Genomic DNA, 17,815 nt, shown 5'->3' with positions numbered 1-17,815 from the left:
TGGACCGTTTCAACCGTTCGGGTAATTGCCGCCGTCGGCGCCGTCGCCGATCAGGAAACCACTGCCGGTATCGACCATCAACCGCTGGTCGACATTGTCGAGACGACGCAACAGGTCATGGTATTGCGCGGCCGGTATCCTGCCATGATAGGACGCGGCGACTTTCTCTGCCGCTTGACCGATGTGGGCCGTGCGCATTTCCAGGCGTTCCGCCACGGCCGGGGTGATGTTGTTGGCCTGTCTTGCGTCCACGATGCCCTGCCGGACGCCCTGCACCTGTGCGATAAGCGCCTCGACACGCGGGCCAGTCATATCGGTCGGATCGGTCGCGTCGAGAGCGCCCTTACTGTGATGGCCCGCGGCATAGGCGCCGGCAAGCGGAACGGCGATGAGGAGCGCCGTGAGTGTCGCAGTTCTAAGCGAGGTCTTGAAAGAGCGCATCACGCGTCTCCTCTTGTAGAGGAAGGCGGCCGTTGTCCGCCTGCCTTCGGCCTTGGGCCGTCCGGTTCCGTCGCGTCGCGATGAGGGGGATTCATCACCGGCGGTTCTCGGCCCGGACGGCAAGCTAGGACCGGCCTGTTACAATGTGTAATTAAAAAAAGATAATCTTTTCAGGCCTTGCCGGCCTCCATCTGCGCCCTAGAGTTGAGCCGGCGAACAAGTTCGCGTGATATCGGATCAACGTTCGGTGAGCTTCAGTTCAATGCGGCGGTTCTTGTTGCGCGCCTCTTCGGTGTCGGCGGGGTCGAGCGGCTGGAACTCACCGAAGCCGGCGGCGACGAGCCGGTTGGCAGGCACGCCGTTTTCGATCAGGAATTTCACCACCGAGGTCGAACGCGCAGTCGACAGCTCCCAATTGTCGCGGTAGCGGCCGGCGCCGGAGAGCGGCTTGTTGTCGGTGTGGCCGTCGACGCGCAGCACCCAGTTGATCTCGGGCGGGATTTCCTTCTGCAGCTCGATGATGGCGTCGGCGAGCTTCTTCATCTCGACCTTGCCGGCATCGTTGATCACCTCGGAGCCGGTCGGGAACAGCACTTCCGACTGGAAGACGAAGCGATCGCCGACGATGCGGATGTTCTCGCGGTCGGCGAGGATTTCGCGCAAGCGGCCGAAGAAGTCGGAGCGGTATCGGTTCAATTCCTGCACGCGCTGCGCCAGCGCGACGTTGAGGCGACGGCCGAGATCGGCGATCTTGGTGTTGGAATCGCGATCACGGATTTCGGAGACGTTGAGCGCATCCTCGAGCGCGCCGATCTGCTTGCGCAGTGCCGCGATCTGCTGGTTGAGGATCTCGACCTGGCTCAGCGCCTGCTGGCTGATCTGGCGCTGGCTGTCGAGTTCGCCGCCGAGCGCCGTGGCACGCTGGTTGGCGGCGTCGCCGGCACCGGCGCCTTGCGCCAGCAACTGTTCGAGCCGGCTCTTTTCCGCTTGCGCGGCCGACAGCGACGCCTGCAGATTGGCCAGGGAATCATCCTTGTCCTGCGCCGTCGAGCGCTCCAGCGCCAGCAACTGGGTCAGCTCGTTGATCTGCGAGTTGAGGCGCGAGAGCGCCGTATCCTTGCCGGAGATTTCGCGTCCCAGCAGGAACTGCGCCAGCACGAAGACCGTGAGCAGGAACATGATGGCCAGCAGCAGCGTCGACAGCGCGTCGACGAAGCCCGGCCAATAGTCGATGCGGCGATCGGTGCGCCGGCCCCTGGCGAGTGCCACTTCAGTGCACTCCGGGCTTCTTCAAGGCATCGGCGATCTTTTCCAGCGTGTTGCGCATCGCCTTCTGCTCGTCGGACTGGGCCTCGACCCAGTCGCGCATGATCTGCTGTTCCGAGCGCATGTTCTTGACCAGGCCGGAAATGCCGTCGGCGAGATTGGCCATGGCGGTGGCGACGCGCGGGTTGGAGCCGCCGCCATTCTCCTGCATCGAGCGCAGCCGTTCCGACAGCACCCGGATCTCGTCTGAGGATTCGGTCTTGGCCGGATCGGCGACGACGATGTCCGACGACAGGTCGGTGACCGAGGAAAGCCAGTTCTCGAGTTCGGTGTAGAAGCGCGTCTGGGCGCGGCCGGCCTGCAGGTCGAGGAAGCCGAGCACCAGCGAGCCGGAGAGGCCGAACAGCGAGGATGAGAAGGCCGTGCCCATGCCGGCCAACGGCGCCGAAAGCCCCTGCTTCAGGGAATCGAGCACTGCGGCGGCGTCACCGGTGCCGGGATCGAGCGATTCGATGGTCTCGCGGATCGAGCCGATCGTGTTCAACAGTCCCCAGAAGGTGCCGAGCAGGCCGAGGAACACCAGCAGGCCGACGAGATAGCGCGAGGTGTCGCGGCTTTCGTCGAGGCGGGTGGCGATGGAATCGAGCATGGTACGCATCGAACTGGTCGAGAAGGCCGTCGCCGAGGAGCGGCCGATCATCGCCTTCATCGGCGCCAGCAGCACCGGTTCTGTCGTCTCCGAGCCGGCACGAAAGGAGTTGACCCAGCGCACTTCGCGAAACAGTCGCCCGACCTGGGCGAAGGCCAAAAGAATACCGACCACCAGCACGCCGACGATCAGGCCATTGAGGCCGGGATTGCTGCCAAAGGCGGTCGAGATCTGTCGGGTGAGGATGGCGGCGATGAAGGCGACGATGACCAGGAAGATCACCATGGTCAGCAGAAAGACCTGCGGGCTCGATAATTTATGCGGGTCGTAGATCAGGACATCAGAACGTCTGCCCATGCCGAAGGATCTGAGAAAAGCCATCCGTGCCCCGTTTCCGATGCCGCCGCCGATCACGTAAACCGCGACTCTAAACGGAATTGTGACCAAATTGAATGGCGCTTGGCAATATTGCCAGGGCAATCGGGTGAACCCGCTTGCCCTTTCCTTTTCTCCCCTCAAGCGCCGGGCGGGCGCATCCGCGCCCTTGGCTTACGGCGCATAAGCGCCGACGGCCGTTCGGCCTTGCCATTTTCGCTGCGCAAAAATGGAAATCACCGCCTGTTCGGCTCGACCGGGGAATTTTTCATTCACCCGATTGTCCTGGCAATATTGCTGTACCGTGTCAGAGGCGATTGATGACCAGACAGTCGACCATGGCGGCCAGATGCAGGCCGGCGCCGGTGACGACGAAACCGTGCCACAGCGCGTTGTGGAAGCGCAGCCCCTTCCAGGCGAAGAAGATGACGCCGCAGGAGTAGACGATGCCGCCGGCGACGATGAGCGCTATCGATGTCGTCGGCAGCGTCTGGACAAGCGGCTTGACCAGGATGATGCCGCTCCAGCCGATGGCGAGATAGAAGCCGATCGCAAGCCGGTCGAAACGGCCGGGAAAGAACACCTTGATGGCAATGCCCAGCACTGCCGCGGTCCAGACCAGCACGATCATCCAGCGCGCCAGCGGCGAGCCTTCGAGCTGCGCCAGGAAAGGCGTATAGGTCGCGGCGATCAGCAGATAGATCGCGGCGTGGTCGAAACGCCGCAACACCCATTTTGCAGGCGACGACACCGGCCACAGATTGTAGGTCATCGACACCGAGAGCACGGTGAGCAGCGAAACCACGTAGAAGGCGGCGGCGATGTATTCGCCCGGTCCGACACGAAACGCCGCCAGCGCCAGCAGTGCCGACCCTGCCGCAATCGCCAGCACGATGCCGACCGCGTGGACGATACCGTCTGCGATCATCTCGGCGCGCGAATAGTGCCAGCGTCCGATGAACGGGATGTCGGGGTAGGGTTGGTTGTCTCTCACTAAGCCGGGTTCCTGCACCGCGCCCTCCAATTTGGGCGCATGCCGGGCAGTATTTCAAGCTTCCATTGCGGTTTTGCGACTGCGGCGCATCAGCGCGGCGTGGCTGTCAGCGCGGCTTGCCTGTCAACGAGAGGAGAGCGGCTTCTTCACGACCTTCAGCAAAGCGCGTTGGATGATCTCGTTGCCAGCGACAACCGAGCCGTTGTCGAGCATGTCCTGGCCGCCATCCATGTCGGAGACGAAGCCGCCCGCCTCGCGGATCAAAAGCAGCCCGGCGGCGATGTCCCAGGCAGATAGGCCGGTTTCCCAGAAGCCATCCATGCGGCCGGCGGCGACATAGGCGAGATCGAGCGATGCGGAGCCGAGCCGGCGGACACCGGAAACCTCGGCCATGACATTGCGCAGCTCGACAAGGAAATTGCCGTGGTGGCCGCGGCCGAGATGCGGCATGCCGCAGCCGATGACCGAGTCGACCAGCTTGATGCGGCCGGCGACGCGCAAGCGGCGGTCGTTCATGAAGGCGCCGCCGCCGCGTTCGCAGGTGTAGAGTTCGTCCATCGCCGGATTGTAGATGACGCCGGCGACGATCTGGCCCTGGCGCTCCAGCGCGATCGAAACGGCAAAGAGCGGAATGCCGTGCAGGAAATTGGTGGTGCCGTCGAGCGGGTCGACGATCCAGCGATGCTGGCCGTCATCGCCTTCGACCACGCCGCGCTCTTCCATCAGGAAGGAATAGCCCGGCCGTGCCTTGGACAGTTCGGCAAAGACGATGTCCTCGGCCTTGCGGTCGGCCTGGCTGACATAGTCGCCGGGGCCTTTCATCGAGACCTGCAGGTTCTGCACCTCGCCGAAGTCGCGCGACAGCGAGCGGCCGGCCTTCATTGCGGCCTGGACCATGACGTTGAGAAGGGCTGAGCGTGCCATAGTGCTTTTTCCCGGTGCTGCGCTTTAAACTCCGCCTCGATGCATGTCGGTGACCCGGAACCGGGCCACTTTTGGGCGACATGCGTCAGTCGGCGCGGCGCACGTAAGTGATTTCGTTGGTGTCGACGATGATGCGCTCGCCGGCGCCGATGAATGGCGGCACCAGGACGCGGATGCCGTTCTCCAGGATCGCCGGCTTGTAGGACGATGCCGCGGTCTGGCCCTTCACCACCGGATCGGCCTCGGTGATGGTCAGCGTTACATAGTCGGGCAGCGAAATGCCGATCGGCCGCTCTTCGTAGAGCTGGACCGTCACCATCATGCCGTCCTGCAGGAAGGCGGCGCGATCGCCGACGAAATCCTTGTTCAATTCCAGTTGCTCATAGCTCTGGGTGTCCATGAACACCAGTGCGTCTTCCTGCGCGTAGAGGAAGGAAAAATCCTTCAGGTCGAGCCGGATCTGTTCGACGGTCTCGGCCGAGCGGAAACGCTCGTTGAGCTTGGTGCCGTTGATGAGGTTCTTCAGTTCGACCTGATTGTAGGCGCCGCCCTTGCCGGGCTTGACGGTGTTGGTCCTGACCGCCACCCAAAGGCCGCCATCATGCTCGATGACATAGCCGGGACGGATTTCGTTGCCATTGATCTTGGCCATGATGAGATGATCCGGAATGATGCCAACGGCCACGCCGTCGGTAAGGGATGTTCGCGGGGAAAGCGATTTCGGGCTCCCAAGACCACAAATCGCCAGAAGAGGCAAGGGAGCGGGCAGGTTGGCGCCAAGCAATGGGAGCCAAGGTCGGATGTGCAATGACCGTCCGAACCGCCGTCAAGGCAGCCGGTTGGCCTTCTGCAGCGCCTGCTTGGTCTGGTCGTCGTCCAGCCCCTGCAGGAAGTCGTCCATCTGCGGATCGATGAGGCCGGCGCGGCGGGCAATGATGTACCAGGCACCGGCAAGCACAAGGTCCGGATCGGTGCCGATGCCTTGCATATAGAGCTTGGCCAGGCGGTTCTGGGCGGCGACATTGCCGCCTTCCGCCGCCTGCTTCATCCAGCCGAAGGCGGATTTCAAGTCGCGCGCACCGCCGCGGCCTTCGATCATCCAAGCGGCGAGATCGATCTGCGCGGTGTCGTAGTTCTGCCTTGCGGCCTGCGCCAGCAGGCGCCTTGCCTGGGCGTCGTCGCGAGGCTTGCCGCCGACACCGTTGGCGTAGATCTGCGACATTGCATATTGCGCGTCCGCGAGGCCGGTCGCGGCGGCGCGCTCATAGTAGGAGACCGCCTTGGCCATGCCGGCGTCGCCGGGGTCCTGCTGGACCAGCATCTGCGCGAAATTGAACTGCGCCAGCCGGTTGCCGGCTTCGGCGGCTGCCTGCATCAGGGCGTAGGCCTCTTTTCCATCCTTTTTGACATAGCGGCCGTCGAGCAGCATCAGCGCATACTGGAACTGCGATTCCGGCACACCCTGTTCGGCGGCCAGCGCGTACCATTTCGCCGCCTGCGCCGAATTGACCGGCACACCGAGCCCCCGCGACAGGATCTCGGCCACCAAGGTCTGCGCCGCCGGATCGCCGTTTTGCGCCCGGACCAATGCCAGATTGTAAGCTGTCTTGTAGAGACCGCGCTGGAAGGCGCCATAGGCCGCGTCGGCGGGTTTTGCGCCGAAACGGTCGGGATTGATGGCGTCGGCCGACGGCAGCGGCGCGGGCTCGGCCGTGGTGGCGGGCTGCGGCAATGGCTTGTCGATCGGCTTGTCGATGCGGACGCCGATTTCCGGCTTGGGCTGCGGCAGGGGGATGGTCTCCGCGGCTGCGGCCTGGACCATCAGCACCGCAAGCAGAGCCTGGAGGGGAAGCGTCGCCGAGGACATTTCAGTCCTCGAAGCGCGGCGCGGTCTCGTCGAGCAGCGCGTTGGCGGTGGCGACCGCTGTCCGGGGATCGGTGCCGTCGGCGAACACGGCGCTCGACAGCGCCACGAATTCAGCGCCGGTGGCGCCCACGGCTTCGACCGAGGCGATGTCGGATCCGGCCATGACGATGCAAGGGATCTGGATCATGTCCGCCCACCATGCGCCGAGCGACAGATTGCGCGGGTGCGGTTCGGGCTTGTTGTCGTAACCGAAGCGGCCGAAGAAGATGTAGTCCGGCCGTGTCTCGCCAAGCTCGAGCGCGTCGTCACGCGTCTTGGCGCCGCCGGTGCCGACCATCATCTTTGCCTGGAAATGCTCGATCGTCTCGGCAAGTTCGGCCTTGGAGACCTCGACATGGATGCCGTCGGCCTGGACGCGGCCGGCTATGCGGGTGTCGCCGGCGATGATGACAGCAACGCCGGCGGCTTGCGCTGCCGGCACGATCTGTTCGGCGAAAGCCTGGAAGGAGGCTTCGTCCATGCCGTTCTCGGGCAGGATCAGCGAAGCGACATCGCCGCCATCGAATGCCGCGACAATACGGGCCGCCGGCACGCCGGGCGGCGCGATCAGCACGATGCGACAGCGATTGGGGGGCGTTGCTTCATTCATGGTTCTTCGGGTCCCGCGTTTCGCCTATGCCGGGCGAAGATGGTTGGATTGCGGCATAGAGCAAAGTGCCCGCCTTGAACAGGCGGGCAGCCGGGATCGCGAAGTTTGATCCGCCGGGCAGCCGGCGGGCCGCTTCACTTGATCGAGTGCGGGCTCGCGACTGATGTTTTGCCCTTCCACAGCGTCCAGCCGAGGTTCATGCCGGCGGCGGCGATCAGGATGGCGGTGGCGCCGACGACCTGGCTCAGATGCAGCCGATGGCCGAAGGCGACGACATCGACCAGGATGGCGACGACGGGATAGATGAAGGACAGCGATCCCTGCAGATGAGTCGGCAGCTTCTGGATGGCGCCGTACATCAGTATGTACATCAGGCCGGTATGGACGATGCCGAGCGTCGCCAGCATGGTCCAGCTCCAGGCATCGGCCGGAAGCTCTGCAAGATTGGCGAAAGGCGCCAGCATGACGACGCCGACGCAGACCTGGATCAGCGCGATCAGATGCGGCGGCGTGCCCTTGAGCTTCTTGGTGACGATGGCGGCAACGGCCCAGAAGAAAGCCGCGCCCAATGCCATGACGATGCCGGTGAAATAATCCGTGCCGACGTCGCCGGCATCGGGAGCCGACTGCACGATCAGCACCATGCCGGCGAAGGCGATGGCCAGCCAGGTCAGCTTGGTCAGGGTCAGCCGTTCGGCGAAGAAAAGCGCACCGAAGCCGACCAGCATGAAAGGCTGCGTGTTGTAGACAGCGGTGGCGATCGAAATCGATGCGCGCGAGAAAGCGCTGAACAGCAGCAGCCAGTTGACGACGATAGCGACGCCGCCGAGCGCGGCGATGCCGATTATGCGTAGCGACAGCCTGTTGCGCAGCAATCCCAGCCCGGCACAGATGATAAGCAGCGTCAGCGCGCCGAAAGCGCAACGCCAGAACACCACATCCATGATCGGCTGGCCGGACAGGACGACGAACCATCCGATCGTGCCCAGGATGGCCATTGCGGCTGACATTTCCACCGTGCCGCGTACTGTCTCGTTCACAACAAACCTCCATATCAGTTGAGCCAGATAATCTCATGCGGTAACGCGGCTTTCCATCTGATGAGAAAGGGCGTATGGGTAAATTACCTAATTATATTAGGCTATGGTTCCAAATCAGCGGGAAATGTAAAATGCTGGACGATCTCGACAGAAATCTCCTCGAAATCCTGGTCAAGGACGCGCGTACCTCGTTGAAGGAGCTGGCCGCCCAGGTCGGGCTGTCGTCGCCAAGCGTTTCGGAGCGGCTGCGACGGCTCGAGGAGCGCGGCGTCATCCGGGCGTTCACTGTCGAGATCGATCCGCTGGCGCTCGGCTACACCTTGCAGGCGATCGTGCGCATCCGGCCTTTGCCGGGCAAGCTGCACATCGTCCAGAAGCTGATCGAGGACATCCCCGAATTCAGCGAATGCGACAAGGTGACGGGCGATGACTGTTTCGTCGCTCGGCTGTTCGTGCGCTCGATCGGCGATCTCGACGGGATTCTCGATCGCATCGCCGACAAGGCGGAGACAAGCACCGCCATCATCAAGGCGCAGCCGATCCGGCGGCGGCCGCCGCCGCTCGACGCAACCGCCTCTCGGGATAGGGCAAAGGTCTTGCAGGCCTCCTGATCGAGTTGGGTGGAAAGCCAGCGGCCGGTTGGTTAGTGTGCCGGCCCAAACGAGGCCGGAACCATGGCGCAGAATATATACGATCGTGAGGATTTCTTCGCAGGCTACAGCCAGCTCGGCCGTTCGGTCGAAGGGCTGGAGGGTGCCGCCGAGTGGCCGGCGCTGCGCGCCATGCTGCCCGATGTCGGCGGCTTGAGGGTCGTCGATCTCGGCTGCGGCTTCGGCTGGTTCTGCCGCTGGGCCCGCGAGCATGGCGCGGCGCAGGTGCTTGGCCTGGACCTGTCGGAGAAGATGCTTGCTCGGGCAAGGGCCGCCGGCCCGGATGCAGGCATAGGCTATGAGACGGCCGATCTCGATCGGCTCGGCCTGCCGGAAGCCAGCTTCGATCTCGTCTACAGCTCGCTCGCCTTGCACTATGTCGAGGATGTGCCGCGTCTGTTCGGAACCGTGCATCGAACCCTGTCGCCTGGCGGGCATTTCGTCTTTTCGACGGAACATCCGATCTTCATGGCGCCGACCAAACCCGGCTGGGTGATCGATAGCGAAGGCCGCAAGACGTGGCCTGTCGACCAGTATCTGGTGGAGGGGCCGCGCAGCACCGACTGGCTGGCCAAGGGCGTGGTGAAACATCACCGCACGATCGGCACCACGCTCAACACTCTGATCCGATCCGGCTTCACCATCGACCATGTCGAGGAATTCTGCCCGACAGCAGAGCAAATCGCGGCCAAACCCGAACTGGCAGAAGAGCTTGAACGGCCGATGTTCCTGCTGGTCTCGGCCCGCCGATAGGTACAGGCCGGCGTCGGCCGGGTGTGCGGCAGCCACGCTTATATTTGCTGTCGCTCCGCTCGGCATTCTGGGCTATTCAAGCGCCGACACGCTTTCCCTCCGGACCAGTCCCCCTCCCATGTCAGGCCTGCTTCTCGATCCGTGGTTCTATGCGGCTGCCATTCCGGCGGTCATTCTGGTCGGCCTGTCCAAGGGCGGCTTCGGCGGCGCCGTCGGCTTCGTCGGCGTGCCGCTGATGGCCCTGACCATGCCGCCGGTGCAGGCGGCGGCCATCCTGTTGCCGATCCTGTGCCTGATGGACATCGTTTCGGTGTGGACGTGGTGGGGCGTTTACGACCGCAAGATGCTGGTCGACATGATGCCGGGCGCCGTCATCGGCATCGGTCTCGGCTGGCTGACGGCGGCACTGGTGACCGAAGAGGCGGTGCGGCTGATCGTCGGCGCCGTCGCCATCATCTTCGTCCTGCGCTGGCTCTATCTGCAGTTCCGCCATGGCGCCGATCACGCGGCCGCGCCCAACCGCGTGGCCGCCGCCGTCTGGGGCACGGTCGCCGGGTTCACCAGCTTCGTTGCCCATGTCGGCGGCCCGCCCTTCCAGGTCTATGCCTTGCCGATCCGGCTCGATCCGAAGGTTCTGTCGGGCACGGCCGCGATCTTCTTTGCCGCCACCAATGCGCTGAAGCTGGTTCCCTATTTCGCGCTCGGCCAGTTCGACACCGCCAATCTGACGGCATCGGCGGTGCTGATGCCGCTGGCGCCGCTGTCGACCATCGCAGGGGCGTGGCTGGTTCGCCGCATGCGGCCGGAAACCTTCTATCCCTTCACCTATGCAACCGTCGCGGTCGTGGCGCTGAAGCTGCTGTGGGATGGCATTGTCGGCCTGATGTAGAAAGGCCGCGGCGCCGCCGCCCGTCATTAGGGGTCAGGCAGCGCTTGGAACCAGACGACGGTTGCCGCCAACGGCCAATGTGGCGCCGACCATGACGACCAGCACCATGCCGGCGAGGATGCCGATGTCATCCACGGTCGGTTTGAGTACCATGTCGGCAATGATGACCAGCATCACCGCATAGTCGAAGCGTGCCGCGCTCATCATGCGCAGGCCGATGGCAAGAACGGCTGGCGTGACGCCCTCCTTGGCGATCATCTCGCCCATGCGCTCGCCGGTCGGCTTGAAGATGAACATGCCGATCGAAAAGGTCGTGGCGTAGCCGGCCAGGCCGATCAGGATCCACAGGTCGGAGAAGCCGACCCAGAACCAGCACATGATGAGGCCGAAAATCAGCGTCAGCATCGACATCGGCGCAAAGAACTTGCCGCCCAGCTGGCCGCTGGCGCGCATCGCCTGCAGTTTTTCCTCGATGTTGCCCGCTCGTTCGGCAAGCACGCCGAGGAGGAACAACACGAAGCCACCGCCGACCCACAGAATGGCGGTAGTGACGTGAAGGAATTTGACGATCGAGTACCAGTCCATGGGTTGCTCCTCCAGTGTTCCGGTCAGGTTTTGCGGCGGCGCGGATGGCGCCGCCGTCAGAGGAGCGGGCGTTTAGCGCGGCGCCTGTTTCGGAACGATGTCGCGAAAAAATCGGCTCTGTTTCAGCGCAAGGAAGAAGCGGCTGAGATAGCGAACGCGCTATCTGATTTCCTGCTAATGTACGAATCGCCGGGAGGGGGTTGGCGCGACATCGTCCGGAAACATCGCCGATGCTAGTGCGCTAACGCCGGGAGCCGGTGGCGACAACAATCGCCGGACGATCAACCCATTCCCGCAAACGGGAAAAGGCAATCGAGGGGACATTATGCAAGGGGTAGCACGGAATTTCTTCACGCTGGCGATCATCTATTCGCTGTGCGGCATGGCGCTCGGCCTGTACATGGCGATCAGCCAGGATCACGGCCAGATGCCGACCCACGCCCACACGATGGTGGCCGGATGGCTGATGTCGGCGGTCTTCGCCTTCTTCTACCATCTGTTTCCGGCAATCGGGCAAAAGACGCTCGCCACCGTTCATTTCTGGCTGACGGCAATCAGCGGCATCGGCCTGCTGATCGGTCTCTATTTCCTGCTTGCCGGCAATGCCGCGATCGAACCGCTGGTGGCAGCCTCTTCGATGGGCTTCTACGCAGCCATGCTGCTGTTCGCCTTCATCGCCTTGCCGGCGGTCTGGAAGACGGCCTGAGCTGAGCTAAGAGGCTATGAAACGAGGTTCGCTCTGTGCTGTTACGGCACAGTATGGCGGCGTTCGGTCAAAAAACATCCGCGCCGTTAAGGCTTCATTAAGCTTTACAGGTGTTTACTATGTTCATCCAGTGATCTGGATTCTTACCGAGTGGTTGGAGCCACTTTGTTTGACGCCTCCCTGTTAAACTCCTGAGAGCCGCCTTATCCGCGGCTCTTTTTTTGTCTTCATTTCTCTTTTTTGTCCGCATCTCAGCGGGGCCGCCCAACGGCGGCTCGCCGTTAACCTTCTGTTAAACATGTGCTTGCCTTCGCCGGTGACGAAGCGCATTTTCAAGCTTCAGTCAGATAGGGTTCCGGGTGTATCGGCAGGGAGCCGAATCGGCCGGTTGCAAGTGCAGGGGCGTATCAATGAACGAGCCTTCGAAGGGCAGTGCGAAAACCGTCAAGCTGGCGGAACGCCGGGTTTTCTCGCAATCCTTCAAGCCGCTTTACCAGGAAGGCATGGGCCTGGTCGAACAGGCTGCCGAATATCTTGACGGCAAGGGCCGGGCCGAGGCGAAGAAGCTGTCCAGGCTGGCGGCCACGCTCTATGCCGCCGAATCGATGCGGCTGACCACCAGGCTGATGCAGGTTGCCTCCTGGCTGCTTTTGCAGCGCGCCGCCAATTCCGGGGAGATGACCCGTGACCAGGTCGCGTCGGAAAAGTCCAAGGTGCGCCTCGATACAGCTTCCGCCCATGACGAAGCCGCCGGTTGGGCCGAACTGCCCGAGGATTTCCTCGACCTCGTCACCCGCTCGCTGCGCCTGCAAGCGTTGGTGCGCCGCATGGACGACGAGATCTATGGCTCGGGCGCCGTAGTCGACATGCAACCGGTGGCTCGCCGCCTCAATCCGGTTTCCGACCAGATCAGCCTGCTGAACACGGCTTTCGCGCGCGGGTAAGCTCGGCGACCTCTCCGTTTCCGGTTTGTTCACATTTCGCTGGCATCGCTGTCCGCCGGAGGTAAAGTCGGCAAATGGCGGAAGCGATTCGCATCATCGGTATCGATCCCGGGCTTCGGCGCACCGGCTGGGGCATCGTCGAAAGCCTCGGCAATTCGCTGCGCTTCATTGCTTCCGGCACGGTGAAGTCCGACGACAAGGCGGCGCTGGCAACGCGGCTTTGCCAGCTGCATGACGGGCTGGCCGAAATCCTGCACATCGCCATGCCGCACGAGGCAGCCGTCGAACAGACCTTCGTCAACAAGGACGCGGTGGCGACGCTAAAGCTCGGCCAGGCACGCGGCATCGCCATGCTGGTGCCGGCGCGTGCGGGCCTCGTCGTTGCCGAATATGCGCCCAACGCCGTCAAGAAGGCGGTGATCGGCGTCGGCCATGGCGACAAGAAGCAGATCCACATGATGGTGAAGGTGCTGTTGCCGAAAGCCACCTTCGACACCGAACATGCCGCCGACGCGCTGGCCATCGCCATCTGCCACGCGCATCACCGGCAAAGCGTGGCTTACCGGATGGCGCTCGCTGGCTAGCGATGTTCTTGACTTGTTCACCGGGTTGGAATATTCCTTACTTGTAAGAAAGGGTGTTTCGCATGCGCGTGACGAGCAAAGGCCAAGTGACCATTCCGCGGGATCTGCGGGAGACATTTGGGATTGGCGCCAACAGCGAAGTCATCTTCGGCATCGAGGGCGGCAAGATCACGATCACGCCGAAGCATGACAAGGGGCGGTTGGCCGACCGCGAAAGACTGGATCGTTTTCTCGCGGCGCTCGATCGGCTTGAGGGCAGCGGCGATCAATCGATGAACGCCGATGACGTCATGGCTTTGACGCGGGATCGCTGATCTTGGCGACGCTTGTCGACACCAACGTGCTTATCGATATCGCCGTTCGCGATCCCGTCTGGTCAAAGTGGTCGTGGTCCAAAATGGTGTCTGCCCTCGAGCAAGGCAGCCTGGTCATCAATCAGATTATCTACGCCGAGTTTTCGATGCGCTATGAGGCGATAGACGATGTCGATGATGCCTTGCCTGAAGACGAGTTCCGGCGCGAAAGTCTCCCGTTCGAAGCGGCCTTTGCTGCGTCGAGAGCGTTCTCGGTCTATCGGCGGTTGGGCGGACCTCGAGAGAAGGTGATGCCCGACTTCCTGATTGGGGCTCACGCTGCCATCCGAGGCTATCCCATTCTTACTCGCGATCCCGCAGGTTTCAGAAAGTACTTTCCAGATGTCGAGCTCATCACGCCCGATACTCATCCCTAACGGGGGCTGCGTCCAATGATCGGCAAGCTCAAGGGCACGCTCGACGAGGTCGACGAGGATCATTGCCTCGTCGACATCCATGGCGTCGGCTACGTCGCCTATTGCTCGGCGCGCACGCTGGCGGCGCTGCCTTCGCCCGGCGAAGCGGTGGTGCTGTTCATCGAGACCTATGTGCGCGAGGATATGCTGCGCCTCTATGGCTTCCAGTCGCAGCTCGAGCGCGAGTGGTTCCGGCTGCTGATGAACAATGTGCCGGGTGTCGGCGCCAAGGTGGCGCTGGCCATCCTGTCGACGCTGGCGCCGGCCGACCTCGCCAACGCGATTGCGCTGCGCGACATCGCCATGGTGTCGCGCGCGCCCGGCGTCGGCAAGAAGGTGGCCGAGCGCATCGTCACCGAATTGAAGAACAAGGCGCCGGCCTATGCCGGCACCGCCTCGGGCACCATCGGCCTGAAGCAGGAACTCGGCGACGGCGTGGCCTCCGCGCCGATCACCGACGCGGTCTCGGCGCTGGTCAATCTCGGCTATTCGCGCGACACCGCCGCCAATGCAGTGGCGGCAGCGCTGAAGACGGCGGGCGAGGATGCCGATGCGCCGAAACTGATCCGCTTTGGACTGAAGGAACTGGCGCGGTGAACCGTCGCTTGTTCAGCTCCTTGCCGTATGCAAGGAAGGCGTCATGAGCCTGTCGCCCCGCCTGATTGCGCCGGAAAAACGCGGCGAGGATGCCGAGCAGACCTTGCGGCCACAGACGCTCGACGATTTCGTCGGCCAGGCGGCGGTGCGGGCCAATCTCAAAGTGTTCATCGAGGCCGCCAAGGGCCGCAACGAGGCGCTCGACCATGTGCTGTTCGTCGGGCCGCCGGGTCTCGGCAAGACGACGCTGGCGCAGATCATGGCGCGCGAACTCGGCGTCAATTTCCGCTCGACCTCCGGCCCGGTCATCGCCAAGGCCGGCGATCTTGCCGCGCTGCTGACCAATCTCGAAGAAGGCGACGTGCTGTTCATCGACGAAATCCACCGGCTGAGCCCGGCGGTGGAGGAGATCCTCTATCCAGCAATGGAGGATTTCCAGCTCGACCTGATCATCGGCGAAGGCCCGGCGGCGCGCTCGGTCAAGATCGACCTTGCCCGCTTCACGCTGGTCGCCGCCACCACGCGGCTCGGCCTGCTCACCAATCCGCTGCGCGATCGTTTCGGCATTCCGGTGCGGCTCAATTTCTACACGGTCGAGGAACTGGAGCAGATCGTGCGGCGCGGCGCGCGCATCCTGCAGATGCCGCTCGGCGACGATGGCGCCCTGGAGATCGCACGGCGCGCGCGCGGCACGCCACGCATCGCCGGCCGGCTCTTGCGCCGCGTGCGCGATTTCGCCTCGGTCGCCGGCGACGGCCATGTCGACCGCAAGATCGCCGACGAGGCGTTGACCCGGCTGGAGGTCGATGCGCTCGGCCTCGACGCGCTCGACCGGCGGTATCTCAGCATGATCGCGCGCAATTTCGGCGGCGGGCCGGTCGGCATCGAGACGATCGCCGCCGGCCTGTCAGAGCCGCGCGACGCCATCGAGGATATCATCGAGCCCTATCTGATCCAGCAGGGCTTCATCCAGCGCACACCGCGCGGCCGCATGCTGACGGCCAATGCCTGGCGGCATCTCGGCCTCGACGCGCCGAAGGATCTGGCGCAGCAGCAGATCAACCTGTTCCAGGAAGAGTAATTTTCCAGCGCGCCGCCCGTCGTCTCGGGTATTGGCTCAGCAGTGCGTCCGTACTATTTTTGAATGCGTCCGGAATCTTCTCGATCGATCTTGGCTGAGCGATCAGTGCAGCCTGCGGATCGCGTCCATCACATCCGGTTCGGCCTTGTCGCCGTTGAAGGCATCGACGATGCCGAAAGCGCCGCCATAGCTCCACACCGACCATGAGAAGCGGTGCGCTTCGGCGCGCGCGATCATGTCCCTGACATAGGCGGTCCGGTATTCGGCGGGCATTACATAGGCGTTGCCGTATTCCTGGCGGATCACGCCGAACTCGCCCAGCGTGATGTTTTCCGGCTTGACGCCGTTGGCCTTCGCCCATGCCTCGACCTTTTCGAACGGCGCATCCATCAAGCCGAGCAGTTTGTCGGGGCTGTCCATGCTGGCGACCTGTTCGTCGAGATAGGCAAGCAGGCCGCTCTGCCTTGTCCACGGTGCCTCGGCCTTGATCCTGGCGCGGATGGTGTCGAGCGTCACGTCGAGCTGTGCCTTGGGCACCGCGGTCAACGGATAGGGCAGGCCGGTCACATAGGGGATGAAGTCGCCGGCCCAGGTCGCGCCCTGATGGGTGAGCAGGAACGGATCATAGGAGTGGAACGCCCAGATGACGTTGTCGTCAGGGATCGTCTTCGGGTCGATCTTCTCCAGCGAGCTCGCGGCGGAATAGCAGGCGCCGGTCAGCACGAGGGTCAGTTTCGTCGCCGAGGATCGCGCCGCGGCAAACAGTTTGCGCTGGCGGTCCGGCCACAGGCTGGTGCCATCGCTGTCGCAGTCGACGATCGGTTCATTCATCGGCTCGAAGGCGACCTGGGCGGGATCTTGGCTGGCCAGCGTGCGGGCCATCTTGCGGACCATCTCGACATAGGCGTCGAAGGTCCGCGGGTCGTCCATCACTTCAGCCATGCCGATCTTGCGGCTGCCGCCGGCCGGGATCAGGTGCATGTCGACGATCACCTTCAGGCCGGCGCGGTTGATCATGCGCACCGAGTCCAGCACGCTGGCATAGAGATCGTCACGGAAGGTCACGGTCTGGTCGGACAGAAAGGGCGATGGATCGACCGGCATGCGCAGGAAATCGAAGCCGGCGTCCTTCAGTGCCTTGAGGTCGTTCTCCCCAAGGAATTTCCGCCATTCCGGATAGGGCAGGATGGCCTTGGCGTCGCCCCACTGGTCTTCACCGGGCCATGTTACCCACTGGTCGAGATTGAGGCCGCGCTTCATCGAGAATGTCGCGGTCTGGCCAGACAGCGTCAAACCCACCAGCACGAACAGCGCCGCCGTCAAACTCTTGATCATCGCCGTCAACAGTGCCATCCGATGTTATGTTCCGCGGGAACTGGTGCCTCGTCGGGGCTGAAAAAGGAAGCGCAATGGGCGATCATGGTGAATCGGCGACGCTGCTGGCCGGGCTTTCCGGCGCGCTGACCACGTTCGGCCACCGGCTGATGGCGCGAGTCTATTATGCCGACACCGATTTCTCCGGCGTCGTCTACCATGCGCGCTATCTCGAATTCTTCGAACGCGGTCGCTCCGACTATCTCCGGCTGACCGGCGTGCACCACACAGAGCTTGCCGATGGCAAGCATGGCGAAAGAATAGTCTGGGTGGTGCGCCGCATGGAGATCGACTTTCGCGGCCCCGCCCGCATCGACGACATCCTGACGGTCGACACCCGCACCGAGGAGATTTCCGGCGCGCGCATCTTCATGGCGCAGCAGCTCAAGCGCGTCGATGAGGTGCTGGTCGAGGCCAAGGTCGAAGCGGCGATCATCGGCGAGAATGGCCGCCCAAGGCGCTTTCCCAGAGAATGGGTGGCCGCATTCATGCCCAAGGCCTTGCCCGCAGCTGACTAGCCCCATTGCGATCAACGGCGATGGCTTGCGCATTGGTACCGGGCGTGGCAATGCGCCGCGCCTTATATACTAACCCATCCTTAACCATAACGGTTCATGAAGAGATTGGTGAAGATTGGCGTTATCGAACGCCTTCCTTTCACCAATATTTGCCCTGAAA

22 protein-coding genes are annotated in these 17,815 nt (G+C 63.1%); 11 read left to right on the top strand and 11 right to left on the bottom strand.

The features are described from left to right. Positions 1-9: 9 nt before the first annotated feature. The 9 genes from MESCI2_RS0114430 to MESCI2_RS0114390 form a co-directional block, all read right to left on the bottom strand. Positions 10-441 carry a hypothetical protein gene (locus tag MESCI2_RS0114430; protein ID WP_027037206.1) on the bottom strand — a complete coding sequence of 144 codons (432 nt, stop codon included), beginning with the start codon at positions 439-441 and terminating at the stop codon, positions 10-12. 237 nt (positions 442-678) lie between these two features. Next, the gene (locus MESCI2_RS0114425) at positions 679-1,710 is read right to left on the bottom strand and encodes a peptidoglycan -binding protein (protein WP_027037205.1); all 1,032 of its coding nucleotides are present in this window, start codon (positions 1,708-1,710) and stop codon (positions 679-681) included. 1 nt (position 1,711) lies between these two features. Then, on the bottom strand, positions 1,712-2,737 hold the full coding sequence (locus MESCI2_RS0114420) for a MotA/TolQ/ExbB proton channel family protein (protein ID WP_027037204.1): 1,026 nt from the start codon (positions 2,735-2,737) through the stop codon (positions 1,712-1,714). A gap of 301 nt (positions 2,738-3,038) precedes the next feature. Further along, a complete protein-coding gene (trhA, locus tag MESCI2_RS0114415) occupies positions 3,039-3,725 on the bottom strand; it encodes a PAQR family membrane homeostasis protein TrhA (protein WP_027037203.1) in 687 nt (228 codons plus the stop codon). A 123-nt stretch (positions 3,726-3,848) separates the two neighbouring features. Next, positions 3,849-4,649 carry an inositol monophosphatase family protein gene (locus MESCI2_RS0114410; protein ID WP_027037202.1) on the bottom strand — a complete coding sequence of 267 codons (801 nt, stop codon included), beginning with the start codon at positions 4,647-4,649 and terminating at the stop codon, positions 3,849-3,851. A gap of 85 nt (positions 4,650-4,734) precedes the next feature. Further along, positions 4,735-5,301: an elongation factor P gene (gene efp, locus MESCI2_RS0114405; protein ID WP_013529127.1), complete on the bottom strand. Its 567-nt coding sequence runs from the start codon at positions 5,299-5,301 to the stop codon at positions 4,735-4,737. A 174-nt stretch (positions 5,302-5,475) separates the two neighbouring features. Beyond that, a complete protein-coding gene (locus tag MESCI2_RS0114400; RefSeq protein WP_027037201.1) occupies positions 5,476-6,516 on the bottom strand; it encodes a tetratricopeptide repeat protein in 1,041 nt (346 codons plus the stop codon). A 1-nt stretch (position 6,517) separates the two neighbouring features. Then, complete coding sequence (locus tag MESCI2_RS0114395) at positions 6,518-7,165, bottom strand: thiamine phosphate synthase (RefSeq protein ID WP_027037200.1); 648 nt, start codon at positions 7,163-7,165, stop codon at positions 6,518-6,520. Between the two features lie 134 nt (positions 7,166-7,299). Next, positions 7,300-8,205, bottom strand: coding sequence for a DMT family transporter (locus tag MESCI2_RS0114390; protein WP_027037199.1), 906 nt, complete (start codon positions 8,203-8,205; stop codon positions 7,300-7,302). Between the two features lie 131 nt (positions 8,206-8,336). Here MESCI2_RS0114390 and MESCI2_RS0114385 point away from each other — a divergent pair, with 131 nt between their 5' ends. The 3 genes from MESCI2_RS0114385 (at position 8,337) to MESCI2_RS0114375 (ending at position 10,497) form a co-directional block, all read left to right on the top strand. Then, positions 8,337-8,816 carry an Lrp/AsnC family transcriptional regulator gene (locus tag MESCI2_RS0114385; protein ID WP_027037198.1) on the top strand — a complete coding sequence of 160 codons (480 nt, stop codon included), beginning with the start codon at positions 8,337-8,339 and terminating at the stop codon, positions 8,814-8,816. A gap of 63 nt (positions 8,817-8,879) precedes the next feature. Beyond that, positions 8,880-9,608, top strand: a complete 729-nt coding sequence (locus MESCI2_RS0114380; RefSeq protein WP_027037197.1) for a class I SAM-dependent methyltransferase — start codon at positions 8,880-8,882, stop codon at positions 9,606-9,608. Positions 9,609-9,726: 118 nt separating this feature from the next. Further along, the gene (locus MESCI2_RS0114375; RefSeq protein WP_013529133.1) at positions 9,727-10,497 is read left to right on the top strand and encodes a sulfite exporter TauE/SafE family protein; all 771 of its coding nucleotides are present in this window, start codon (positions 9,727-9,729) and stop codon (positions 10,495-10,497) included. A 33-nt stretch (positions 10,498-10,530) separates the two neighbouring features. Here the strand turns inward: MESCI2_RS0114375 and MESCI2_RS0114370 are convergent, their stop codons facing one another. Continuing rightward, positions 10,531-11,082: a DUF2269 family protein gene (locus MESCI2_RS0114370; protein ID WP_027037196.1), complete on the bottom strand. Its 552-nt coding sequence runs from the start codon at positions 11,080-11,082 to the stop codon at positions 10,531-10,533. 325 nt (positions 11,083-11,407) lie between these two features. Here MESCI2_RS0114370 and MESCI2_RS0114365 point away from each other — a divergent pair, with 325 nt between their 5' ends. The 7 genes from MESCI2_RS0114365 to ruvB all read left to right on the top strand — a co-directional run bounded on the left by MESCI2_RS0114365 (position 11,408) and on the right by ruvB (position 15,763). After that, positions 11,408-11,788 carry a hypothetical protein gene (locus MESCI2_RS0114365; protein ID WP_027037195.1) on the top strand — a complete coding sequence of 127 codons (381 nt, stop codon included), beginning with the start codon at positions 11,408-11,410 and terminating at the stop codon, positions 11,786-11,788. 410 nt (positions 11,789-12,198) lie between these two features. Beyond that, positions 12,199-12,732, top strand: a complete 534-nt coding sequence (locus MESCI2_RS0114360; RefSeq protein ID WP_027037194.1) for a DUF1465 family protein — start codon at positions 12,199-12,201, stop codon at positions 12,730-12,732. A gap of 74 nt (positions 12,733-12,806) precedes the next feature. Beyond that, positions 12,807-13,316 (top strand): crossover junction endodeoxyribonuclease RuvC, encoded by a 510-nt coding sequence (ruvC, locus tag MESCI2_RS0114355; protein ID WP_027037193.1) that lies wholly within the window; start codon positions 12,807-12,809, stop codon positions 13,314-13,316. Positions 13,317-13,378: 62 nt separating this feature from the next. Beyond that, positions 13,379-13,630, top strand: a complete 252-nt coding sequence (locus MESCI2_RS0114350; protein WP_027037192.1) for an AbrB/MazE/SpoVT family DNA-binding domain-containing protein — start codon at positions 13,379-13,381, stop codon at positions 13,628-13,630. Between the two features lie 2 nt (positions 13,631-13,632). After that, positions 13,633-14,046: a type II toxin-antitoxin system VapC family toxin gene (locus tag MESCI2_RS0114345; RefSeq protein WP_027037191.1), complete on the top strand. Its 414-nt coding sequence runs from the start codon at positions 13,633-13,635 to the stop codon at positions 14,044-14,046. Positions 14,047-14,061: 15 nt separating this feature from the next. Further along, positions 14,062-14,682 (top strand): Holliday junction branch migration protein RuvA, encoded by a 621-nt coding sequence (ruvA, locus tag MESCI2_RS0114340; protein WP_027037190.1) that lies wholly within the window; start codon positions 14,062-14,064, stop codon positions 14,680-14,682. Positions 14,683-14,725: 43 nt separating this feature from the next. Then, positions 14,726-15,763, top strand: coding sequence for a Holliday junction branch migration DNA helicase RuvB (ruvB, locus tag MESCI2_RS0114335; protein WP_023811851.1), 1,038 nt, complete (start codon positions 14,726-14,728; stop codon positions 15,761-15,763). 102 nt (positions 15,764-15,865) lie between these two features. Here the strand turns inward: ruvB and MESCI2_RS0114330 are convergent, their stop codons facing one another. After that, positions 15,866-17,116, bottom strand: a complete 1,251-nt coding sequence (locus tag MESCI2_RS0114330; RefSeq protein ID WP_027037189.1) for a glycoside hydrolase family 5 protein — start codon at positions 17,114-17,116, stop codon at positions 15,866-15,868. Between the two features lie 56 nt (positions 17,117-17,172). On the opposite strand from MESCI2_RS0114330, the gene ybgC reads away from it, so the two are divergent. Then, the gene (gene ybgC, locus MESCI2_RS0114325) at positions 17,173-17,655 is read left to right on the top strand and encodes a tol-pal system-associated acyl-CoA thioesterase (RefSeq protein WP_027037188.1); all 483 of its coding nucleotides are present in this window, start codon (positions 17,173-17,175) and stop codon (positions 17,653-17,655) included. Positions 17,656-17,815 lie beyond the last annotated feature (160 nt).

Source organism: Mesorhizobium ciceri WSM4083, from assembly GCF_000519305.1.
GTDB lineage: Bacteria > Pseudomonadota > Alphaproteobacteria > Rhizobiales > Rhizobiaceae > Mesorhizobium > Mesorhizobium ciceri_B.
This window is presented reverse-complemented; position numbering and strand designations above follow the sequence as displayed.